The 19,323-nt window shown below is 39.3% G+C and carries 20 protein-coding genes and 1 riboswitch; of the genes, 17 read left to right on the top strand and 3 right to left on the bottom strand.

Annotated features, from left to right (window positions below; translation table 11 throughout):
• The first annotated feature begins 68 nt into the window (after window positions 1–68).
• The 7 genes from B1R93_RS05500 to B1R93_RS05470 all read left to right on the top strand — a co-directional run bounded on the left by B1R93_RS05500 (window position 69) and on the right by B1R93_RS05470 (window position 9,825).
• On the top strand, window positions 69–2,069 hold the full coding sequence (locus B1R93_RS05500; RefSeq protein WP_088103415.1) for an efflux RND transporter permease subunit: 2,001 nt from the start codon (window positions 69–71) through the stop codon (window positions 2,067–2,069).
• Between the two features lie 2 nt (window positions 2,070–2,071).
• Entirely contained in the window at window positions 2,072–3,895 is a 1,824-nt protein-coding gene (locus B1R93_RS05495; protein WP_088102942.1) for a coiled-coil domain-containing protein, read from the top strand.
• 262 nt (window positions 3,896–4,157) lie between these two features.
• On the top strand, window positions 4,158–4,793 hold the full coding sequence (locus B1R93_RS05490) for a TetR/AcrR family transcriptional regulator (protein WP_088102941.1): 636 nt from the start codon (window positions 4,158–4,160) through the stop codon (window positions 4,791–4,793).
• Between the two features lie 103 nt (window positions 4,794–4,896).
• Complete coding sequence (locus tag B1R93_RS05485; RefSeq protein ID WP_088102940.1) at window positions 4,897–5,811, top strand: ABC transporter ATP-binding protein; 915 nt, start codon at window positions 4,897–4,899, stop codon at window positions 5,809–5,811.
• A 6-nt stretch (window positions 5,812–5,817) separates the two neighbouring features.
• Window positions 5,818–6,654 carry an ABC transporter permease gene (locus tag B1R93_RS05480; protein WP_088102939.1) on the top strand — a complete coding sequence of 279 codons (837 nt, stop codon included), beginning with the start codon at window positions 5,818–5,820 and terminating at the stop codon, window positions 6,652–6,654.
• 58 nt (window positions 6,655–6,712) lie between these two features.
• Complete coding sequence (locus tag B1R93_RS05475) at window positions 6,713–9,046, top strand: ABC transporter permease (protein WP_088102938.1); 2,334 nt, start codon at window positions 6,713–6,715, stop codon at window positions 9,044–9,046.
• Between the two features lie 11 nt (window positions 9,047–9,057).
• On the top strand, window positions 9,058–9,825 hold the full coding sequence (locus B1R93_RS05470) for an ABC transporter ATP-binding protein (protein WP_088102937.1): 768 nt from the start codon (window positions 9,058–9,060) through the stop codon (window positions 9,823–9,825).
• 63 nt (window positions 9,826–9,888) lie between these two features.
• Here B1R93_RS05470 and B1R93_RS05465 read toward each other — a convergent pair whose 3' ends face one another.
• Entirely contained in the window at window positions 9,889–10,017 is a 129-nt protein-coding gene (locus B1R93_RS05465) for an IS3 family transposase (RefSeq protein ID WP_088102936.1), read from the bottom strand.
• A 430-nt stretch (window positions 10,018–10,447) separates the two neighbouring features.
• Between B1R93_RS05465 and B1R93_RS05460 the strand changes: the two genes are divergently transcribed.
• The 8 genes from B1R93_RS05460 (at window position 10,448) to B1R93_RS05425 (ending at window position 16,823) form a co-directional block, all read left to right on the top strand.
• Entirely contained in the window at window positions 10,448–10,894 is a 447-nt protein-coding gene (locus B1R93_RS05460; protein ID WP_088102935.1) for a hypothetical protein, read from the top strand.
• Between the two features lies 1 nt (window position 10,895).
• Window positions 10,896–11,120 (top strand): helix-turn-helix transcriptional regulator, encoded by a 225-nt coding sequence (locus B1R93_RS05455; RefSeq protein ID WP_088102934.1) that lies wholly within the window; start codon window positions 10,896–10,898, stop codon window positions 11,118–11,120.
• 128 nt (window positions 11,121–11,248) lie between these two features.
• Entirely contained in the window at window positions 11,249–11,608 is a 360-nt protein-coding gene (locus tag B1R93_RS05450) for a hypothetical protein (protein ID WP_088102933.1), read from the top strand.
• Entirely contained in the window at window positions 11,605–12,315 is a 711-nt protein-coding gene (locus B1R93_RS05445; protein ID WP_088102932.1) for a DUF2306 domain-containing protein, read from the top strand. The genes B1R93_RS05450 and B1R93_RS05445 overlap by 4 nt, the downstream gene beginning before the upstream one ends.
• Before the next feature lie 537 nt (window positions 12,316–12,852).
• Window positions 12,853–12,932, top strand: a riboswitch (cyclic di-GMP riboswitch).
• 165 nt (window positions 12,933–13,097) lie between these two features.
• On the top strand, window positions 13,098–14,606 hold the full coding sequence (locus B1R93_RS05440; protein ID WP_088102931.1) for a GGDEF domain-containing protein: 1,509 nt from the start codon (window positions 13,098–13,100) through the stop codon (window positions 14,604–14,606).
• Window positions 14,607–14,841: 235 nt separating this feature from the next.
• Window positions 14,842–15,168 carry an antibiotic biosynthesis monooxygenase family protein gene (locus B1R93_RS05435; protein ID WP_088102930.1) on the top strand — a complete coding sequence of 109 codons (327 nt, stop codon included), beginning with the start codon at window positions 14,842–14,844 and terminating at the stop codon, window positions 15,166–15,168.
• Between the two features lie 149 nt (window positions 15,169–15,317).
• On the top strand, window positions 15,318–15,995 hold the full coding sequence (locus B1R93_RS05430) for a GntR family transcriptional regulator (RefSeq protein WP_207634136.1): 678 nt from the start codon (window positions 15,318–15,320) through the stop codon (window positions 15,993–15,995).
• Window positions 15,996–16,268: 273 nt separating this feature from the next.
• Entirely contained in the window at window positions 16,269–16,823 is a 555-nt protein-coding gene (locus B1R93_RS05425) for a hypothetical protein (RefSeq protein ID WP_088102928.1), read from the top strand.
• Between the two features lie 40 nt (window positions 16,824–16,863).
• Here B1R93_RS05425 and B1R93_RS05420 read toward each other — a convergent pair whose 3' ends face one another.
• Window positions 16,864–17,469: a hypothetical protein gene (locus tag B1R93_RS05420; protein ID WP_088102927.1), complete on the bottom strand. Its 606-nt coding sequence runs from the start codon at window positions 17,467–17,469 to the stop codon at window positions 16,864–16,866.
• A 120-nt stretch (window positions 17,470–17,589) separates the two neighbouring features.
• On the opposite strand from B1R93_RS05420, the gene B1R93_RS05415 reads away from it, so the two are divergent.
• Window positions 17,590–17,796 carry a DUF1657 domain-containing protein gene (locus B1R93_RS05415; RefSeq protein WP_088102926.1) on the top strand — a complete coding sequence of 69 codons (207 nt, stop codon included), beginning with the start codon at window positions 17,590–17,592 and terminating at the stop codon, window positions 17,794–17,796.
• A gap of 226 nt (window positions 17,797–18,022) precedes the next feature.
• Here B1R93_RS05415 and B1R93_RS05410 read toward each other — a convergent pair whose 3' ends face one another.
• Window positions 18,023–18,370: a DUF4363 family protein gene (locus B1R93_RS05410; protein WP_088102925.1), complete on the bottom strand. Its 348-nt coding sequence runs from the start codon at window positions 18,368–18,370 to the stop codon at window positions 18,023–18,025.
• A gap of 81 nt (window positions 18,371–18,451) precedes the next feature.
• Between B1R93_RS05410 and B1R93_RS05405 the strand changes: the two genes are divergently transcribed.
• Complete coding sequence (locus tag B1R93_RS05405; RefSeq protein WP_088102924.1) at window positions 18,452–19,315, top strand: DUF421 domain-containing protein; 864 nt, start codon at window positions 18,452–18,454, stop codon at window positions 19,313–19,315.
• The last annotated feature ends 8 nt before the right edge of the window (window positions 19,316–19,323 follow it).

Below are 19,323 nucleotides of genomic sequence, written 5' to 3'. Positions count from 1 at the left end.
GAGGGTGAGTGGAGATAGGTATTGCAGCACGAATCATAAAAAATAAAAAGGCCGTTGCTATTACGTTTATGGTGTTAACGGTGCTCTGTGCGTTGGCATCGTTAACGGTATCGGTCAATTATGATATGACAGATTACTTGCCTGAGGATGCGCCTTCAACGACTGCAATGGAAATTATGGAGCAGGAATTTGAAGGAAGTGTCCCAAATAACCGAGTCATGGTCTATGATGTCAGCCTTCAGGAAGCGCTTGTTTTTAAAGAAGAGCTTTCTGCCATTGATGGGGTGTCGGATGTCACATGGTTGGATGATGCGATTGATATAAAAGAACCGTTAGAAATGGCGGATCCAGAGGTTGTTGAAACGTATTATAAGAATGGCCACGCCCTTTATTCATTCAGTATTCGCGATGGAGAGGAAGTCGCGATAACGACTGAAATTTACGAGTTAATTGGTGAGGAAAATGCGATGGCCGGAGAATCACTCAATACGGCGACGCAGCAAACGATGACGGGAAAAGAATCAATGTTTGCGGCGGCATTATTGGTTCCGATCATTATTATCATTTTAGTGTTATCGACCAACTCGTGGATTGAGCCTGTGTTATTTTTAACAGCCATTGGTGTTTCGGTGTTAATTAATATGGGGACGAATATGTTTCTTGGGGAAATCTCCTTCGTTACGCAATCCGTTGCGCCAATTTTACAGCTTGCCGTTTCATTAGATTATGCGATTTTTCTCTTGCATCGTTTTGACGATTATCGAAAGAAAGTAGCCGATCCTCATGAAGCGATGGAGCTTGCTATGAAAAGCTCCTTCTCGGCGATTGCCGCGAGTGCCTCAACGACCTTTTTTGGGTTTATGGCGTTATCATTTATGAACTTTGAAATTGGCTCAGATTTAGGGATTAATCTAGTAAAAGGGATTCTATTAAGCTTTTTAAGTGTGATGGTCTTTTTACCTGCACTCACGCTTCTATTTTATAAATGGATTGATAAGACGAAACATAAAGCCTTCGTTCCAAGCTTTTCAAAAATTGGAAGTGCGGTCGTAAAGGTTCGAATTCCAAGCTTACTTCTCGTCTTTCTGCTTATTTTCCCAGCCTTTTTAGCGCAAAGTCAGACGGATTTCACGTATGGGATTGGGGAGCAGCCGGAAACGACTCGCCCCGGAAGTGATTTACTTAAAATACAAGCGCAGTTTGGGGAGAACACGCCGATGGTGTTACTCGTGCCAAAAGGGGATATCGCGAAAGAAGAGAAATTGGTTCAAGAGTTAGAGAGAATCGAGAATGTATCGAGTGTGATCGCTTATACGAATACGGTTAGTGCCGCGATTCCCCCAGAGTATGTGGAGCCATCTGTGATGGAGCAATTTTACTCTGAACATTATAGTCGAATCATCCTACAAACGAAAACGAAAAACGAGGGAGACGAGGCGTTTCAGTTAGTTGAACACGTTCAAACGACGGCTGAAGCTTATTATGGTGAAGATGTGTACCCGGTTGGAGAAAGCGTAACATTGTATGATATTAAGCAAACCGTTCAAAAGGATAATAAGTTAGTCAATCTATTGACGGTGGGAACCGTTGCGCTCGTCCTTGCTGTCACCTTTAAGTCGATAGCGATTCCAGTAGTTCTGCTTCTTACGATTCAATCGGCGGTTTGGTTGAATTTGTCCGTTCCATATTTTACGGACACGTCCTTAGGCTACGTTGGTTATCTATTAATTAGCATTATTCAACTCGCCGCAACGGTCGATTATGCGATTTTGCTGACGGATGCATATGTCGAGGATCGCAGGGAAATGTCTGCCCTTGCAGCGATTAAGAAAACACTTAATGAAAAGGTGTTCTCGATTTCGATATCGGCTGCGATCTTATCGAGTGTCGGGTTTATCTTATGGATGACCTCGTCGAATCCAATGGTCTCCTCGATCGGCTTGTTGCTTGGAAGAGGAGCGCTGCTTGCGTTTATTTTGGTTGTCTTCTTCCTGCCAGCGATGTTACTCGTTTTCGATAAATGGATTAGGAAAACAACATGGAAAGCTAATTTTTATAAGGAGAAATGATGATGATGAGAATGAGAAAGTTTCTACTTGTGTTTGCAACGATAATCATAGTCGCGCCGTCATTTCTTGTATCGGCAGCTTCAACTAACAGCACGTCTGGGGAAAAGGGTTCCGAACAAAAAGGAGAAATTTCCTCCAAGGATGAAGTGGTCTATGCCAATCTTAGTGCCACTGGTGAAAGACAAGAGATGTATGTCGTCAACGTGTTAGAGATAGAAAAAGCGGGAGAAGTAATCGATTATGGTGAGTATACAACGCTAAAAAACTTAACCGATGTTTCACCAATTGAGCAATCAGATAGCGTCGTGTCATTAACTGCGCCTGAGGGAACGTTTTATTATCAAGGGAGCTTAGCTGATGTTGCTTTGCCTTGGGATATTTCCATTTCCTATTTATTAGATGGAGAAGAAATCGCTCCTGAAGCGCTTGCTGGAAAAGACGGGCATGTTGAGATACACATTGCAACGACGGAGAATGAAAACGTCGACTCTGTCTTTTTTGAAAACTATTTATTACAAATTTCTCTTGCGCTTAATCTCGATCTCTACAGCAACATTCAGGCTCCAGATGGGATGCTAGCCAATGCAGGAAAGAATAAGCAAGTGACGTTTACAGTGATGCCAGAGCAGGAGGCAACGTTTGTGCTTGAAGCCGATGTGATTGATTTTGAGCTTGAAGGCATCAATATAACGGCTGTTCCGTCTTCAATGTCGATTGACGCACCAAATATTGACGAAATGACAGGAGACATTCAAACGTTAGCTGATGCCATTCAAGAGGTTAATGATGGGGTTGGGGAATTAAATGACGGTGTGTCTGACCTTAACAATGGCGTAGGTTCATTACGTAACGGTTCAACGGAATACAAACAAGGAATGTCTACTGTCGCGGCATCGTCTTCTGAATTAGTGAATGCATCAACGAACATTAAGCAAGCTCTTGAATCGATGAACCAATCGTTGAGTGAAGGCTCACCAAATATGAACGTGGATGAGTTGCAACAATTACAGGAAGGACTTGTTCAACTTTCGGCCGGACTTCATGAAACGTCAAAAGGCTTAGTTGTTTTAAACGAAAACTATGCCACGGCGTACGGCGAATTGAATAAAGCGATGCAGGCAATTCCTGATTATACGATTACAGAGGAAGACATTCAGCAGTTATATGCGAGCGGTGCAAACGAGGCGGTACTCAATCAATTAATCGAAACATACACGGCAGCTCGTACGGCAAAAGGAACGTATTCCGCTGTAAAAGAAGGCTTTGATGCCGTTACCGTGACATTAGAGCAAGTACATGGCGCTCTTTCTGAAATGGCAACGAATGTTGATACGATGGCAGAAGGACTTTCCACTAGTTTTGAACAGATGAACATAGCTGATTCATTGGCACCATTACAAGAAGGAATTAGTAGCCTTGCCTCTAATTATCAAGCGTTCCACTCCGGTTTAGTCGATTACACGGGGGGAGTCGGCAAATTATCAAGCTCCTACGGTCAGATGCATACTGGGATCGTCGACTTGTCTCAAGGAACAGGAGAATTAGAAAATGGGGTCAGCCAACTTCATGACGGTACAGAAGAACTCTATGAAGCTACGAGTGATTTACCAGAGCAAATGAAGGAAGAGATTGATCAGATGCTAGCTGAATACGATAAATCTGATTTCGAACCCGTTTCCTTCGTGTCACCGAAAAATGAAAACGTCGATTCTGTTCAATTTATTTTAAAGACAGAAAGCATTAAAAAAGAAGAAGCTGAAGAGACCGCCCAAGCGGAAGAAGAACCAAAAGGATTTTGGGCGAAATTGATGGATTTATTTAAGTAAATAACAAGGTATTCACTAGTTTAACGTCTTCTCACGCATGGTGGGGAGACGTTTTTTTAAACAGTGAGGGAATGTAAGTGTTTAGTCATACACCTCAAAAATAGCATGGAGCTACATTATCGGAACTGTAAAATACGCAGAGTGCTTACAGATCCAAACTAAAAAGGAAAAAAATATAAAAATTTATCTTGACTCTATAAATTAATCCATGATACCTTTATTTTATAGACTGACGGTCGGTCTATGATGTAGGAGGGGTCGTATGAGAATTTCAAAAAAACCTGAAGAACGACGAAAAGAAATTTTAGATGCTGCTGAAAAGCTTTTTACCACAAAGGGTTATTCTAAAACAACTGTGAATGACATTCTTAAAATGGTGGGAATTGCAAAAGGGACGTTCTATCACTATTTTCAATCTAAGGAAGAAGTGATGGATGCCATCATTCAGCGTTTTATCGATTATGGAGTAAAAATGGCAAAGGAAATTGCTTCAGATCCGAATCTTAAAGCTTCTGAGAAATTATTTAAAATTATTATGGCGCAGAAACCTGATACGGGGAGAAAGGAGGAGATGATTGAGCAGTTACACCAAGTAGATAATGCAGAAATGCACCAAAAAAGTATCGTGGAATCTATTCGTCAATTAACGCCCATATTAACAGAGGTGGTTGAACAAGGGATAGAAGAAGGTGTATTTACCACCGCCTACCCAAAAGAAACGATCGAGTTTTTGCTAGTGTCTTCTCAATTTTTATTTGATGAAGGTATTTTCAGTTGGGAGCCGCATGAGCTTATGCAAAAAGCGATTGCATTTGTTCATGTGGTGGAAACAACACTAGGAGCAGAAAAAGGAAGCTTTCATTATCTTGTGCAGATGATGGCGGAAAATGAAGGATAAAGCAGTAGTGCGATGTTTCTTTAGCAGAAATGTTCAATAAGATTGTCCAGAACAAAAGTCTTGGCCCCTTTTCGATATTCTAAAAGAAGGAAGGTAATGACGAATGGACCAAATGATTGTTGTGAAGGATTTTGTGAAAAAGTATGGAGGCTATACAGCTGTTGACCATGTTTCCTTTGAGGTAGAAGGTGGAAGTATTTTTGCTTTTTTAGGGCCAAATGGTGCTGGGAAAAGTACAACAATCAACACGTTATGTACGATTTCAGAGAAAACATCAGGTACTTTACTCATCGACGGAAAAGATGTCACTCGTGAGAAGGATGAGGTTCGTAGCGTCATCGGTGTTGTTTTTCAAGATTCCACGTTAGATCAAAAAATGACGGTTGAAGAGAACCTCAAAATGCATGGTCATTTTTATAAGTTGCCGCGAAGCAAGATGAATGAGCGGATTAACTTTGTATTAACTTTAGTAGATTTACTGAATTGGAAGAAAGCAATAGTGAACAGTTTATCAGGAGGCATGAAAAGACGAGTTGAAATTGCCAGAAGCTTGTTACACTTCCCGAAAGTATTGTTTCTGGATGAGCCAACGACAGGTTTGGATCCGCAGACGAGGGCAAATATCTGGGAGTATATCAAACGGCTGCAAAAGGAAAAGAAGATGACAATCTTCTTAACCACTCATTATATGGATGAAGCGGAGATTTGCGATAAAGTTGCCGTAATGGATGATGGTAAACTGATTGCCTATGATGAACCGTATGCATTAAAGCAACGATATACAAAGGATAAAGCGTATATCAAAACCAGTGATGAGCGGAGTCTAGAATCTTTGTTAACGGCCTATAACTTGATGTTCGAGAAGAAAAGAGATGGCTATGTAGTAGAGCTACGACATTTAGCCCATCTACTAGAAATCATTAGCCAACATAAAGGAGCGATTAACGATTTAGAAATAAAAAAAGGAACATTAAATGATGTGTTTCTTAAAATGACAGGGAAGCACATAAGGGGGTAGCGATACATGCGGGTAATTACAGCATTATGGTTTAGACACGTTACATTATTTATGAGAAATCGTGTACAGCTCATCCTCATTGTCATTATGCCATTTTTCTATTTATATTTGTTAAGCACGATTTTTCAGAGTGTTTCTATTAGCAACCCCGTCCATTATGTGTTGGCGGGCATTGTGATCATTGTTGTTTTTCAAACATCATTAAATATCTCAACCTCAACAATTGAAGATATTGTTTCAGGTTTTATGAAAGAAGTGTTAGTTAGCCCTGTGAAAAGGATACAGATCGCGTTCGGTCAAATTTTAGCCTCGACCACAATTGCGACGTTGCAAGGTATGATTATTCTGTTCGTAGGATTTTTTATCGGGATGAGATATTCATCTATTATCACACCATTTGCAGTGATCGGTTTGATGATTTTTGTAGGTCTCGTATTTTCGGCTTTCGGATTATTTTTGGCGACTGTCGTAAAGAGTTCTCAGACCTTTCAGGTAGTTTCAGTAGCTGTAACCATTCCAATTACTTTTTTGTGTGGCGTTTATGTACCACTGAACTTGCTTCCTGATGGATTGCAGTCGATCGCATTATTGAATCCAATGACATATGCAGCAGCATTTTTTCGAGCACTCTGCTTAGAAAAGCTGTCTTTACCAACAGATGTCTTAATCGACGAACAGCTTGCCTTTCAAATCGGCCACTTTGTTATTACCCCTCAAATTAGTCTGGTCATCGTTTTGTTATTCGGACTATTATTTCTATTTCTCTCAACAGCTATCTTTTCAAAAGTAGATTTTACTCGAATGAATCGCACCTCAAGTAATAAAGATATTTTCCAACAATGATGTTAAAACTGGAGCATCGAAAAGGCAGGACTTTTAGGAGAAGGAGAAGGGGAATAAAATGTTATTGAAAATAGTAAAGAAAGACTTTCTCAAAAATAGGATTATCACGATCGGGTTGTTTATTTTCATTTTCCTATCAGCTTTACTTATTGTTAGTGGTGCAACTATCATGACCGAACTATCAAATTCTATACATGGTTTGTTTGCAAAATCAAATGCTCCACATTTTGTTCAAATGCATGCTGGAGACTTGGATCAAGACTCCATTGATGAATTCGCATTAAGTCACAACTTGGTAAAAGATCAGCAGACTGTCGAGATGGTCAATATCCATGGAACAAATATAGAGGTGGAAGACGGTCCTTTAACAGACCGAAATACTGTCATGGATCATTATTTTGTTAAACAAAACCGTTCCTTTGATTTCCTGTTGAACTTAGAAAGTGAGGTTATTGACGTTTCACAAGGAGAAATAGCCGTTCCGATTTATTATATGCAGCAAAAGAATATACAACTTGGTGACAATTTGACCGTTTCCCACCAAGGGATTGAGAAGGAATTTACCGTTGTGGAGTTTGTACGAGATGTGATGATGAACCCGTCCATCATTCATTCAAAGCGCTTTGTTGTGAATGAAGATGACTTTGACATGCTTAAAACGAGCTTTGGAGACGTTGAGTACATGATTGAATTTCAACTTACTGATTTAAGCAAGCTGAAAGAATTAAGAAATGCGTATCAATCAGCTGATTTGCCGATGCAGGGCCCGAGCATTGATTATCAATTGTTTCAAATGCTTCATGCGATTACAGATGGGATTGTGGCTGCAGTCATTATGCTAGTCAGTCTTTTGCTGATGATGATTGCCCTTCTCTGTTTGAGGTTTACCATTATCGCGGCTATTGAGGAAGACTACAAAGAAATCGGTGTATTAAAGGCGATTGGGATTCGACAAGGCGATTTGAAAAAACTATACCAGTTCAAGTACATCTTTTTAGCAGCGATGGCGTGTATAAGCGGGTATATCGCTTCATTACCACTCAGTCAAATGTTTACAGCGAATATGATGTTATATATCGGTACAGCCCCGAAAAGTAGTTTACTGCATATGATCCCCTTATTAGCCATGATCTTCATCTTCTTCATTTTCGTACTGAGCTGTCATTTCATTCTTAGAAGGTTCAATCATATATCAGCCGTGGAGGCTTTGCGTTCAGAAAGTGTTAGAGAAACCAACAAATTTGGAAGCATGCTAAAGCTTCATAAGAGCAGAGGAATGAATGTGAATACGTTCCTTGTGTTCAAAGATGTTTTAGGACGATTAAAGATGTATAGTCTCATATTGTTTGTGTTCTTTATTTGTTCCTTTATTATCATTATCACGGTAAACTTTCTCAATACGATTCAGTCTTCGCATTTCATTACTTATATGGGGATTGAGAGAAGTGATATCCGTATTGATGTGCAACATACGGAGAATGCCGTAGAAAAATTTAATGATGTGATCACATATATTCGCAACGATACCGATGTTGAGCGGTTTTCACCGATTATTACAAGCCAGCAGCAGGTCGTCAATTCAGATGGAGTCCATGAAAACATCATGGTTGAAACGGGGAATTTTTCAATTTTTCCTTTGGCGTACTTAGAAGGGGATGCGCCGACAAATGAACATGAGATTGCCTTATCCTATTTAAATGCTCAGGAGCTAGAAAGCAGAGTTGGCGCGCCTATCCGGCTAATCATTGATGGTCAAGACAGAAGGATGATTGTTAGTGGGATTTATCAGGATGTGACCAACGGTGGTCGAACAGCAAAAGCATTATTCCCTATTAATCCTGAAACCGCCCTTTGGTATGAAGTTAGTTTGAATGTCAAACCGCATATTTCTATTCGTGACAAGATAGATGAATATGCACGGTCTTTCCAATCAGCAAAAGTGACAGATATGGAGGGGTACTTAACCCAGACGTTAGGAAATACGATTGAGCAGCTGAGCATAATAACAATGATAACCGTTCTGATTTCCCTATTTGTCGCAATGCTCATTACATCCTTTTTTATGAAAATGCTAGTCGCCAAGGATTATGACCAAATGGCAGTGATGAAGAGCATAGGATTTTCAACGAAGCATCTTCAAATCCAATATGTCTCCAAGCTATTGATCATACTAGGGGTCGCCATAATAACGGGAACGATTTTTTCAAACACGATTGGTCAGAGTCTGGTGAGTGCTTTATTTTCATTTATGGGCGCTTCCAACGTGAAGTTCGTAATCGACCCTGTTCAAGCTTATATTGTTTACCCACTGATGTTAATGAGTGCTGTGGCGATAACAACGTTGCTGAGCATTACCTCAATCAAACAAATCCGAATATCTGATATAAACTAGGAGGGAATGACATGGAGATGATCTTGGAATCGAAGCAGCTAGGTAAAACGTATGAGATAAGTAAAAATAATCAACTTGAGGTACTTAAAAGTGTCGACCTGCAAATGAAAAAGGGCGAATTTGTTTCTGTGATGGGTCCATCAGGTTGTGGTAAATCAACATTACTCTATACGATTAGCGGTATGGATCGCATGACAGCAGGTAGCGTTTTTTTCGATGGTCAGGAATTATCAACGCTTTCCGAAAAAGACCTATCTAGCATACGGTTGAATAAAATGGGCTTTATTTTTCAGCAAAGCCACCTCCTAAAAAACTTATCTATTATCGATAACATCATTTTATCCGGTTATATGGCAAAAAAGTTTAGTCGAGAGCATATCTACAAAAGTGCTATTGAATTAATGAAAAAAACAGGTATTCTAAATCTAGCTCATCATGACATTACGCAGGCTTCAGGTGGGCAATTACAAAGAGTAGGCATCTGTCGCGCCCTTATTAATCAACCTGATATTCTATTTGGTGACGAGCCGACGGGTGCATTAAATTCAAAATCTTCTAATGAAATTATGGAGATACTAGCGGATATTAACCACTTAGGGACGACGGTTCTATTAGTCACACATGATGTGAAAGTGGCAGCAAAATCAGAGCGTGTCCTTTATATGGTGGATGGCCAAATTGTCGGAGAACAACAACTAGGAAAATTTAAGAATAAAAATTATGACAAAGAGGCAAGGGAAGAAAAACTATCTAGATGGTTGAAAAAAATGGACTATTGAGGGAAGCAGGGAAGTAAGGGGATGAACTGTACCCCATAAAATGGACAGTTAATAAAAAGAGACTTAAGCAGCTAGTAAATGACCTCGGTATTGAGCCGGGGTCATTTTCATTAATCCCCATTGGTAACGATGATTATTGTATTCTTGTATGAACTCATTCACTTCGTGCTTTAATTCTGTAAGACAAATCATTAAAAAGCTCGAACAAATTGCAAATGAAAATTAATATTAATTAATACTTAGGAAAAGGGGGATTTTGCCCCCTTTTTTTTGATGCTAACAATCTTCAACTCTTATGAAAATTTAAAAGCGCTACCCTTCTAGAAATAAGACCCACTTTAATCGTTTTTAAAAAACGGGTTAAGGTTAGTGGCGTTAGAGTTTATACGTTTACGTATGTAAAATAGCAAAAATGGAAAAAGGAATAAAAGATTTGAGGCTAGTGCAAGGGAGAAAGCTATTTAACCCCTGACCAGTTGCGTCCCCATGAAGGCCGGCACATGGACTATTAGGCTGTGTCCGGCCTATTTATGTAATTTATACTTGACTTGATGTATAGTTTATTTTACATTATGTATATATAAATTTACTCTATGTAAAAAGGAGTATACAGGAGGTAAACATGACCTATCAAGAAAAGAAGAGCATCGTATCACTGATCAGCACAATCATTATTTTCGGAGCTTATTGTGCATACATGTATCCGCAGTATCCCGATGGTTTACAGGATTCAACGGAAACTTTTCGTTTTTGGGGTTCCTTCGTTCTCATCTTGACGTTGGTTTCCATTGTTGCGCATATCGTGAACAGCATTGCTTTCAACATCGTCTTCCGAATAACGACGGGAGAAAAGGAACCATCCTTTGCAGATGAAATGGATAAAATTATTGAACTGAGATCATTTCGAAATTCTTTCTTTGTGTTTGTTCTTGGTTTTCTTCTTGCCATGGGATCGCTGGTGATCGAACAGCCGTTACAGGTGATGTTCGTGACCCTGATCATCTTCGGATTTATCTCAGATGTGACCGGTTCTGTCACAAAACTTTATCACTATCGGAAAGGAGTCTAATATGAGCAAAAATCTTGTCGGCAATCATATCAGAAAATTACGCTTCAACCATGATGAAATGACCCAGCAGCAATTAGCTGACAAGGTAGGCGTAACAAGACAAACCATCGTGGCTCTAGAAAAGGGAAACTACTCCCCATCTCTAGAACTGGCTTTTCGTATTGCTAACGCCTTTAACTTACCTTTGGAAGAGGTATTCTTTTATGGGGACAACACAAAGCAGTAAGAACTAAGATTGTTTTTGCTTTACCGTTTATAAATTAATAAAAAGAGGGCGGTAAAAATGGAATTAATTCTTGTCTTTAAAGTGGTTGGTACTGCAACTTTTTCTCAGAAGCCAGATTGGAGAGCAACATGAAGATGACAGCCTCGAATCTCATCCGTTGGGGAGGTTTAGCAGCTATGGCGGCAGGGATCCTTTTCATAGTCATTCAGCCGATTCTTCCACCTGAAAATCTTTCGTCAGTAACTACCGGTGCATGGGCAATTATCCACTACTTGACCATCGCCATGTCTCTCTTCGGCCTGATCGGCATTGCTGGGATTTACGCCAGGCAAGTGAAAGAGGCTGGTTGGCTTGGTTGGGATATGCGCTCTGGTCTGAACGGCGAAAGAAAGCCTCGTAACCCTTACCCGGCCCTGTCCGGTATCTTCGGAATGCGCTATGAAACGCATACAGCACTGCGTAAATTCGTTCAAGGAGCTGAATTATGAAAACAAATGTCTATGATGAAGATCAAGCCCCCGATGTGCCTCAGCATAATGATATAGGGAAACCTAAGCCTCAGAAAACGAAAGCGCCGGCAAAAGCAGTTTCGTCAAAGTGGCTCATCGCCGCACTGCTCGTGCTGAGCGCCGTTCCGATCGTCGCAGGGGCCTTACGTCTAACCGAGTTAGTGGGCGGAGCGGAAATCACGCCGGCCAACGCACGGTTCTTTGCGTCGCCCCTGCCGGTGGTGTTGCATATCCTGACCGCGAGCGTATATGCCATCCTGGGCGCGTTCCAGTTCGCAACCGGTTTCCGTCGGCGCAGGCCCAGCTGGCATCGCGCTGCCGGGCGGCTCCTGGTTTCATGCGGACTGTTGGTTGGGCTTTCAGGGCTGTGGATGACCCTGTTCTATCCCCGCCCGGATGGCACCGGTGAGTTGCTTTATGTATTGCGGCTCCTGTTTGGGTCCGCCATGGTTGTGTCCATTATCCTCGGCTTTGCCGCGATCCTACGAGGGGACGTGAGCCGGCACCGTGCATGGATGATTAGAAGCTATGCGATCGGGCTTGGTGCTGGTACCCAGGTTCTGACCCATTTGGCCGGGGTATTGATCATTGGCCCACCGAGTGAGCTCAGCGGAGCGCTATTAATGGGTGCGGGTTGGGTGATCAACCTCATCGTGGCCGAATGGGCTATCCGCAAGCGTTCATAATGATGTATCCATCGAGTCATCTAACAATCAACTGAAGGAATATTTAGCTGAATTATGTTCTTAACTGGCTGCCGTATCGGTGAAATCGTCTCTCTCGACAAGTTAAAGCATTCAAGTTGTTCCAGGAATTCGAAAGAGAAGTATAATAGTTCCCGCGGATTCTTCATAGTAAATAATTCTCCTATTCTACTTATAGAAAAGAAAGACATCTTGTAAGGAAATATCGAGATGTTTTTCTTTTTTTCTGGACTTATTCATCAACCATGGCGCTTTGGTAGTTTGGACTTAATGGAACACTTAAATCAATAATATGCATAGTATCTCTCCCATTTAGTTTGATATTTATAGCTATTTTATTACAATGACATTATTTGGAATCGTTTTTATTGAAGGTAATAACAGAGCTTTGATGAGATTTAAATAAGTTAAAGTGATATAAAGGACTATTGACGAGTTTGTGAAAGCATCAAAAAAGTGGAGGATGCGAACGAATAAAGATTCGGACCTAGTAAAAATGTAGTATAATAATACTAATTAAATAGTATTTGGAAAACTTTGCGAAAGCATAGGACGCAAAGCCACGGGTTTAAACACAGCATGACAGCCGGGTTACAAAGAAACGACTAAGTAAACTGCTGTAAATGAAGCCACTGAAAAAGTTCTAGAAAGGCGCACTAGGAAGCAGCAATGGCTTCGCACGTTAGGTGAGTTAATGAAGCAGGTTTAGGAATAGGTTTTAAGTTTTTTTAAAGAGAACATTATAAGTGGGGGAGGTGATTTTTTTGAAGGTAGTATTGTACTCTGTATTGTACCTGATTCCCGCATGTATCTTTATTTTTATGGCAGGCATGATTTATAGTCATAATCGTTATAGTGCTAGACATATCACATGTAGCCTATTGTATGTGTTCTCATCAATGTGGTTTTTCGGTGTGTTCACTTCTTTGATTATTTATCCGAAATACTTTAACACGATTAGTATTTATTGGGTGAATGGGTCGATAGCCATCGGCGCATTATTGTCTCTACATCTTTGGTTAATGAATGCAAACATGTACAAGAAGAAAAATGGGAAATATCTTAAACTTTTATTTGTCCCAGGCATTGTGATGTTAATGACATTACCTTTTGAATCATGGATGTTAAACGGGAATGCCCATTCATTAGAATCGAAGTATATCCCTGGAACCGGATTATATTTGCTGTGGTTGGTTGATTTTTCATATCTTTCAATTGTCATTATTTTAACAATACTTGAAATCAAAAAAGGAAATAATGCTGCAAAGTTATGGTTAAAGGGAATCGGAATCTATTTTGTATGGACAGCAGTTACGTTATCAGTAGCAATACTTTTCCCAAATACGAGTATCGCCAACTTTTTTTACTTTATCATGCCGCATGGCTCTTTATTTTGGGCAATTGCTATCTTCATTAGTATGTCAAGATTCGATTATTTATCGTCATACGAGAGACGGTATAATATTTTATTTCAACGGTCACCTCTTGGAATCCTCATGATCGATGAAGAAGCGATCGTTCATGAGGCAAGCCCACAAGTTCCTCGCTATTTAGGTGTGACAAGGGAGGAGCTTATTCAATCATCCTTACTCTCGTTTTTAAGTGGAATCGACGAGAAAACGTTTATTGAGGAGCATCAAAACGTATTTAAACAACAACTTAAATTGGAAAATGTTGAACTATCTTTTGTAAATAGATTAGGAAAACAGCTAACGTTATTAGTTGATTCCGATTTTATTATCGTAGAAGGAAAAACGCTACAGTTTGTGATGGTAAAGGACATTACGGAAACGAAAGTCAAAGAGGAGAGAGTACAGTATCTCGCTTACCATGACCTATTAACGGGCTTGTCAAATCGTGCTGCATTCGAAAAACAAATAACTGATTTATTAAGCAGAAAAGAGATGTTTAATCTTCTATTGCTTGACTTAAACAAATTGAAGCAGATCAACGATACATTCGGACATCAAGCTGGCGATCATGCTATTCAGCATATTGCAAATGTTTTAAAAGAAGTAACTAAAGGTAAACATCATGCTGCGCGATTAGGGGGAGACGAATTTGTTCTGTTGCTAGATGTTGGGGAAACAGAACAAATGATCGAAAACATTCAACAAAAGCTTGCCATACCATTGAAGCTTTTTAATCAAAAACAAATACGTCTATCTGCTAGTATCGGTATTAGTTGTTATCCTCACGATGGCGAGACAATAGACGAATTATATAGTGTTGCTGACAAACGCATGTATGTAGAGAAGCATGGTGCTAAATAGAGACGTGCTACAAACTGAAGGCTGTGCCAAAAGGGGAAAAAACCCTTTTGGCACAGCCTTTTGTATGTTCCTTAAATCCGCTTTTACAAAATATCGTATCTCGAAAATCGTGTGTGTACCTGTTAAGAATGTAGATAAGATTTTAATAGTTAAGAGTTTAATAAAAAAAAGCTACAGTCGTTAACCGCAGCTTTAAAGGGGGAATAGTTATAGTGTTTCCCATTATCGATTAAATATACGTAGATTCCTAGACTTTTTAAAAATACTAATTGAACAACAGCCAGGCGTTGTTGATCTAAGTGTATTAAAGAAAAAACAAAGAAGAGGAGACGAGGAAGTCATTATCATGATTCGCTGGGAATCAGAAAGTGATTGGAAAGCGTGGGAAACGAGTGCTGCTCACATAGCGGGTCACCGTGCTAATCGTGGAAAACCGAAGCTAGAGTTTAGTGTAGATAATCATCAAGAAGTTTATCACATGGGTGGCCACAAGAAGTATGTAGAACTAACATTACGCTCATTTGTGAAAGGGTTTTTTGATGTTTTAATAGAGGAAGGATGAAGATTACAGCATAGAAAGGAACACCGATACATACATAGTGAGAGGATAAACAGAATGTTCCCCATTGCCTTGAAGTCTGAGCAAAATCACAATATAATGTAATTTTAACTACCATACTAGTATTAAAAACTTTTAGTGGGGTGACTATTATAACTTCATCGAATACTCATATTAAAGGTTCAACACGTGATTATGTGTATCAAATAATTAAAGAACAAATCATTAGTTCAGAATTGAAACCTGGTGCGAAGATTTCTGAAAAAGAGGTTGCTGTAAAATTAAATGTAAGTCGTACACCAGTTAGGGAAGCATTCTTAAAATTAGCGCAAGAGGAGCTTCTAGCGATTATTCCACAAAGCGGAACAATTGTATCACCGATTGATTTAAGTATTGTAGAAGAAGGTCGGTTTATCAGGGAGCATATTGAGAGGGCGGTTGTTAGGGAAGCTTGTGAAAAGTTTGATGAAAATCTCTTGTTTCAATTAGAGACGAATATAGAGATGCAGAGGTTTTGCATGGAAAAAGGAACGCATCAACGCTTATTTGATCTAGATGAGGAGTTCCATAAAATTCTGTTTGATGGCTGTAACAAAAGTCGTTCATGGAGAATGGTTAGGCAAATGAATTGTCATTTTGACAGAGTTCGAATGCTGCGGCTATTATCGAACCTCGATTGGAAGGTTGTGTTTAATCAGCATAGGCAGCTTTTCGAAGCGATTTCGTCTAAAAATCCAGACCGGGCAGAAGAAATAATGATTCAGCATTTGAAGTTAGTCATTGTAGAGAAAGAGCAATTGAAAGAGCTTTATCCTGATTATTTTAAATAACCTCATAATCTGCTTAATAGCAGAACTCACGTATATGGAGGAGTTTAGGTTAGATAATTAGTGCTGGAGATTAAGCGTTTGTCACAAGGGCACTGAAGCAATGTGCGAAGCTATTGTTGCTTCCTAGTGTGACTTTCAAGGGTTTTATCAATGCCCTTAATATCACATGTTTTTATAAATGTTGCACAAATTAAAAAGTGTCTCATGGTAATTGATTACCTGTGAGATGCTTTTTTTAATATAAGAGCCAGGAAGCTAAGGTGGTAGAGGGGAATGAAAATCATCTCATTTATGCTCATTAATCTATTGTTAGCAACTGTAACTGTCGATTTTTCCAGTGAAAGAACGACAGTGGAAGAGGTTAAGGACGAAGAACAAGCTCAAGAAGAACGTGTATCGAAAATAATTGAGCAGGCCCATGAACAGTTAAATGATATTGTTGGTTTTGGTAGATATCGCGCATTTGAAGAAATGTATAAAGAACGGGAAACGTATTGGGAGAAGGAAACGAATCGTTTATATACGAATGCCAATCAGATTGAGAACATTATTGAATTGGCGCATCCAAGCTACCATCATGACCTTAAAAATTTTGTTATGATTACTCGTTATGCTGTGGAACATTATGATTTTAAGTCATTGATTTATTCCCATCGGATTATTCACGATCTTGATGCGATCTTTAATCAAAAAAACAAAGAACTATACGGTGCAACGAAAGTAACAAAAGAGCAAGGGAAATCAGCTGAGCATTACGAAATTCATGTTTTAGGAATAGTAGAAAAGGTAAAGAAGGACCAAGGTGACATGATTGAAGCTAAAGCTTAAAATCGACCCAATCGTTTGTTAACCAAATGGGGCGGTATCTTTAACGTCTTAGTATTTTATAGATAATATTTATACATAAGTCAAAGAAAAATAGGATTCGCCAAATGTAACTAACGATATTCAATAATGGCGATTCAAAAAAACCAAGATGAGGGTAGGTCAGCGTTTTTATTATCATTTCCGGTTTAGGTTGGAAGAGAGAAGAATTCACGATAAACCAGAGTGTATGGAATAAGGAAAAAGCAACGAGATGTATGATAAAGAGTTGGCGTCTTTTATGGAAAAATAGCCTTTCGTCGTCTGAACGGTTTCTTCGAATACGGTATTTATACCGATCATCTATAAAGAATTTTCGCTTTATATAGTTATCAAGACGCTGAAAATCTCCACTACCTAATGTAATGGCATAAACAATAAAAAGGAGAATGACCGCTTGGAAGAAAGAAACAGAACCAGTGAAATAGTAATTTATAGAAACGAGAAGGGTTTGAAAAAGTGTACAGAATATAATAAAGGCTAAACACCATGTACTAAGCTTGTTGAACTTAAAACGGTAACGAATAATAAAGAAGGAGAAAGTGGCAACCCATGTTAATCCTTCTGATAGAAAAAAAAATAACCAACTATGGGCGTAGAGAAAAGTCATCGAACATTCCACCTCCTTCAAGAGAAATGTATGTCCAACTGAACGTAAATATGCTCTAGCTAAGACGAGTTATGATTTCTTATTTAAAGGAGAAACTAAACAAAAAGGAGGATGGCGGTTATGACGGTAGCTACCCAAGTTATGCAAGCATTAGCAAATGCGAAAAGTGTTCAAGCGAACTTTGAAACATTTTCCGAACAAACGAAGGATGAAGTAGCTAAACAAAAGTACGCTCAAGCTGCATTAGAAATGCAGCCACTCATCGAAGGGTTAGAAAAACGGATGGAACAAATAGAGATGGAAGAACCACAGTTTCGAGGTCACTGAAAAAAAAGGGAAACCCGGAGGCTACTGAAAAACCAAAGAAGAAGTAATGGCTTCGCACGTTGCACGCCTTGCTATGAGAAAACCACTCATAGAAGGGCTTTCAAAACCAGGCAACGGCTCCGCACATTACTTAAAGGGCACTGAAAAAAAAGGGAAACCCACCCTTTTTTTTCAGTGCCCTTTTGGCACAGCCTTACACATTTTATGCTTTTGAGACAACCCCTTGTTATAAGTTATAAATTAACTGTAGACGATGTTTGATGTGACTCAAGGAAATTTTAGATTCTAACTCCTCTTCACCCTTTAAACTCTCCTTTAATGAAGCGATCTCTAACTCAATTTCTTTATAATCATCGAGTGCACCTAATAACTGTAATTTCCACTTACGCTGTTCGTACTCCTTTTGAAATGCTTGAATGTTTAACAGAGCGTCTGTCCATGCCTCTTCCTCGACATGGTGTTGTAACTCGGTTATCGATGAAAATAAATGATGATCCTTCTCTGACTGAACGATATTACAGCCTGTTAATAAAAATAAAGTCGTTATGATTAGGACTAATTGTTTTCCATTCACACGTTGTCACTCCTACTTTTATGTATGCATAGTGTTAGTTTGCCCAATAATGTAAAAAGTACGTCAAAAAGGGTGAAGTAGATGAATGAATTAACGCTCGTAATAATCCGCGGTCTCGCCGGATTTATTTTAATGCTAATACTCGCAAGGTTAATGGGAAAGAAACAAATAACGCAAATTACCTATTATGAATACATAGTTGGAATATCAGTCGGGAGTATTGCTGCGGAATTAACGTTTAGTTCCGAGATTCGGATGTCAAACTTTTTAGTCGGTATGGTTCTGTGGTCATTACTTCCAATTATTATCTCAAAAATAGAATTGAAATCCTCTAGATTTCGCGCCCTCACTGAAGGGAAACCAACAACGCTAATAAAGGACGGGAAAATTCTTGAGAAAAATTTAAAAAAGGAAACATTAACAGTAGATGAAATGATGATATTACTCCGACAAAATAATGTTTTTAAGCTATCAGATGTGCAAACGGCAACGATGGAGAAAAATGGTCAAATTTCTGTCATTAAAAAGAGTGAACTACAGCCTCTAACACGTAAGGACATGGGGATGGTTGTTGAGAATGAAACCGCACCATGTCTTGTTATTATTGATGGTAATCTAATGGAGAAAACATTAACTGATTATGGTTATACAAAAGAATGGCTTTTCGGAGAAATTACTAAACAAGGAGCCAAAGATTTTAGAGACGTATTTCTTGCCCAAATTGATTCAAAGGGGAATGTTTATGTCGACTTATTTAATGACACGATTAAAATGCCGCAAATTAAACAAAAGCTGTTAGTAGCTGCAAACATTAAACAGCTTCAATCGAATCTCGTTAACTTCTCCCTTCAAACAGAAAATAAAGAAGCAAAGGAAATGTATCAGGGGTACGCAAAGCAGATGGATCACTTAATGACTGAGATGGCCTCTTACTTAAAAGAGTAGACGGTTAT

Origin of the sequence: Halalkalibacter urbisdiaboli (assembly GCF_002156385.1) — a bacterium.
In the GTDB taxonomy this organism is placed as follows: domain Bacteria; phylum Bacillota; class Bacilli; order Bacillales; family Bacillaceae_D; genus Halalkalibacter_A; species Halalkalibacter_A urbisdiaboli.
The sequence above is the reverse complement of the archived record's forward strand: the minus strand, read 5'-3'. Positions and strand labels throughout refer to the sequence as shown.

Bases quoted from the DNA above. Each gene is read 5' to 3' on its own strand.
- B1R93_RS05500 (WP_088103415.1), top strand. From the start codon at position 69: ATGGTGTTAACGGTGCTCTGTGCGTTGGCATCGTTAACGGTATCGGTC.
- B1R93_RS05495 (WP_088102942.1), top strand. From the start codon at position 2,072: ATGATGAGAATGAGAAAGTTTCTACTTGTGTTTGCAACGATAATCATA.
- B1R93_RS05490 (WP_088102941.1), top strand. From the start codon at position 4,158: ATGAGAATTTCAAAAAAACCTGAAGAACGACGAAAAGAAATTTTAGAT.
- B1R93_RS05485 (WP_088102940.1), top strand. From the start codon at position 4,897: ATGGACCAAATGATTGTTGTGAAGGATTTTGTGAAAAAGTATGGAGGC.
- B1R93_RS05480 (WP_088102939.1), top strand. From the start codon at position 5,818: ATGCGGGTAATTACAGCATTATGGTTTAGACACGTTACATTATTTATG.
- B1R93_RS05475 (WP_088102938.1), top strand. From the start codon at position 6,713: ATGTTATTGAAAATAGTAAAGAAAGACTTTCTCAAAAATAGGATTATC.
- B1R93_RS05470 (WP_088102937.1), top strand. From the start codon at position 9,058: ATGGAGATGATCTTGGAATCGAAGCAGCTAGGTAAAACGTATGAGATA.
- B1R93_RS05465 (WP_088102936.1), bottom strand. From the start codon at position 10,017: ATGATTTGTCTTACAGAATTAAAGCACGAAGTGAATGAGTTCATACAA.
- B1R93_RS05460 (WP_088102935.1), top strand. From the start codon at position 10,448: ATGACCTATCAAGAAAAGAAGAGCATCGTATCACTGATCAGCACAATC.
- B1R93_RS05455 (WP_088102934.1), top strand. From the start codon at position 10,896: ATGAGCAAAAATCTTGTCGGCAATCATATCAGAAAATTACGCTTCAAC.
- B1R93_RS05450 (WP_088102933.1), top strand. From the start codon at position 11,249: ATGAAGATGACAGCCTCGAATCTCATCCGTTGGGGAGGTTTAGCAGCT.
- B1R93_RS05445 (WP_088102932.1), top strand. From the start codon at position 11,605: ATGAAAACAAATGTCTATGATGAAGATCAAGCCCCCGATGTGCCTCAG.
- B1R93_RS05425 (WP_088102928.1), top strand. From the start codon at position 16,269: ATGAAAATCATCTCATTTATGCTCATTAATCTATTGTTAGCAACTGTA.
- B1R93_RS05420 (WP_088102927.1), bottom strand. From the start codon at position 17,469: ATGACTTTTCTCTACGCCCATAGTTGGTTATTTTTTTTTCTATCAGAA.
- B1R93_RS05415 (WP_088102926.1), top strand. From the start codon at position 17,590: ATGACGGTAGCTACCCAAGTTATGCAAGCATTAGCAAATGCGAAAAGT.
- B1R93_RS05405 (WP_088102924.1), top strand. From the start codon at position 18,452: ATGAATGAATTAACGCTCGTAATAATCCGCGGTCTCGCCGGATTTATT.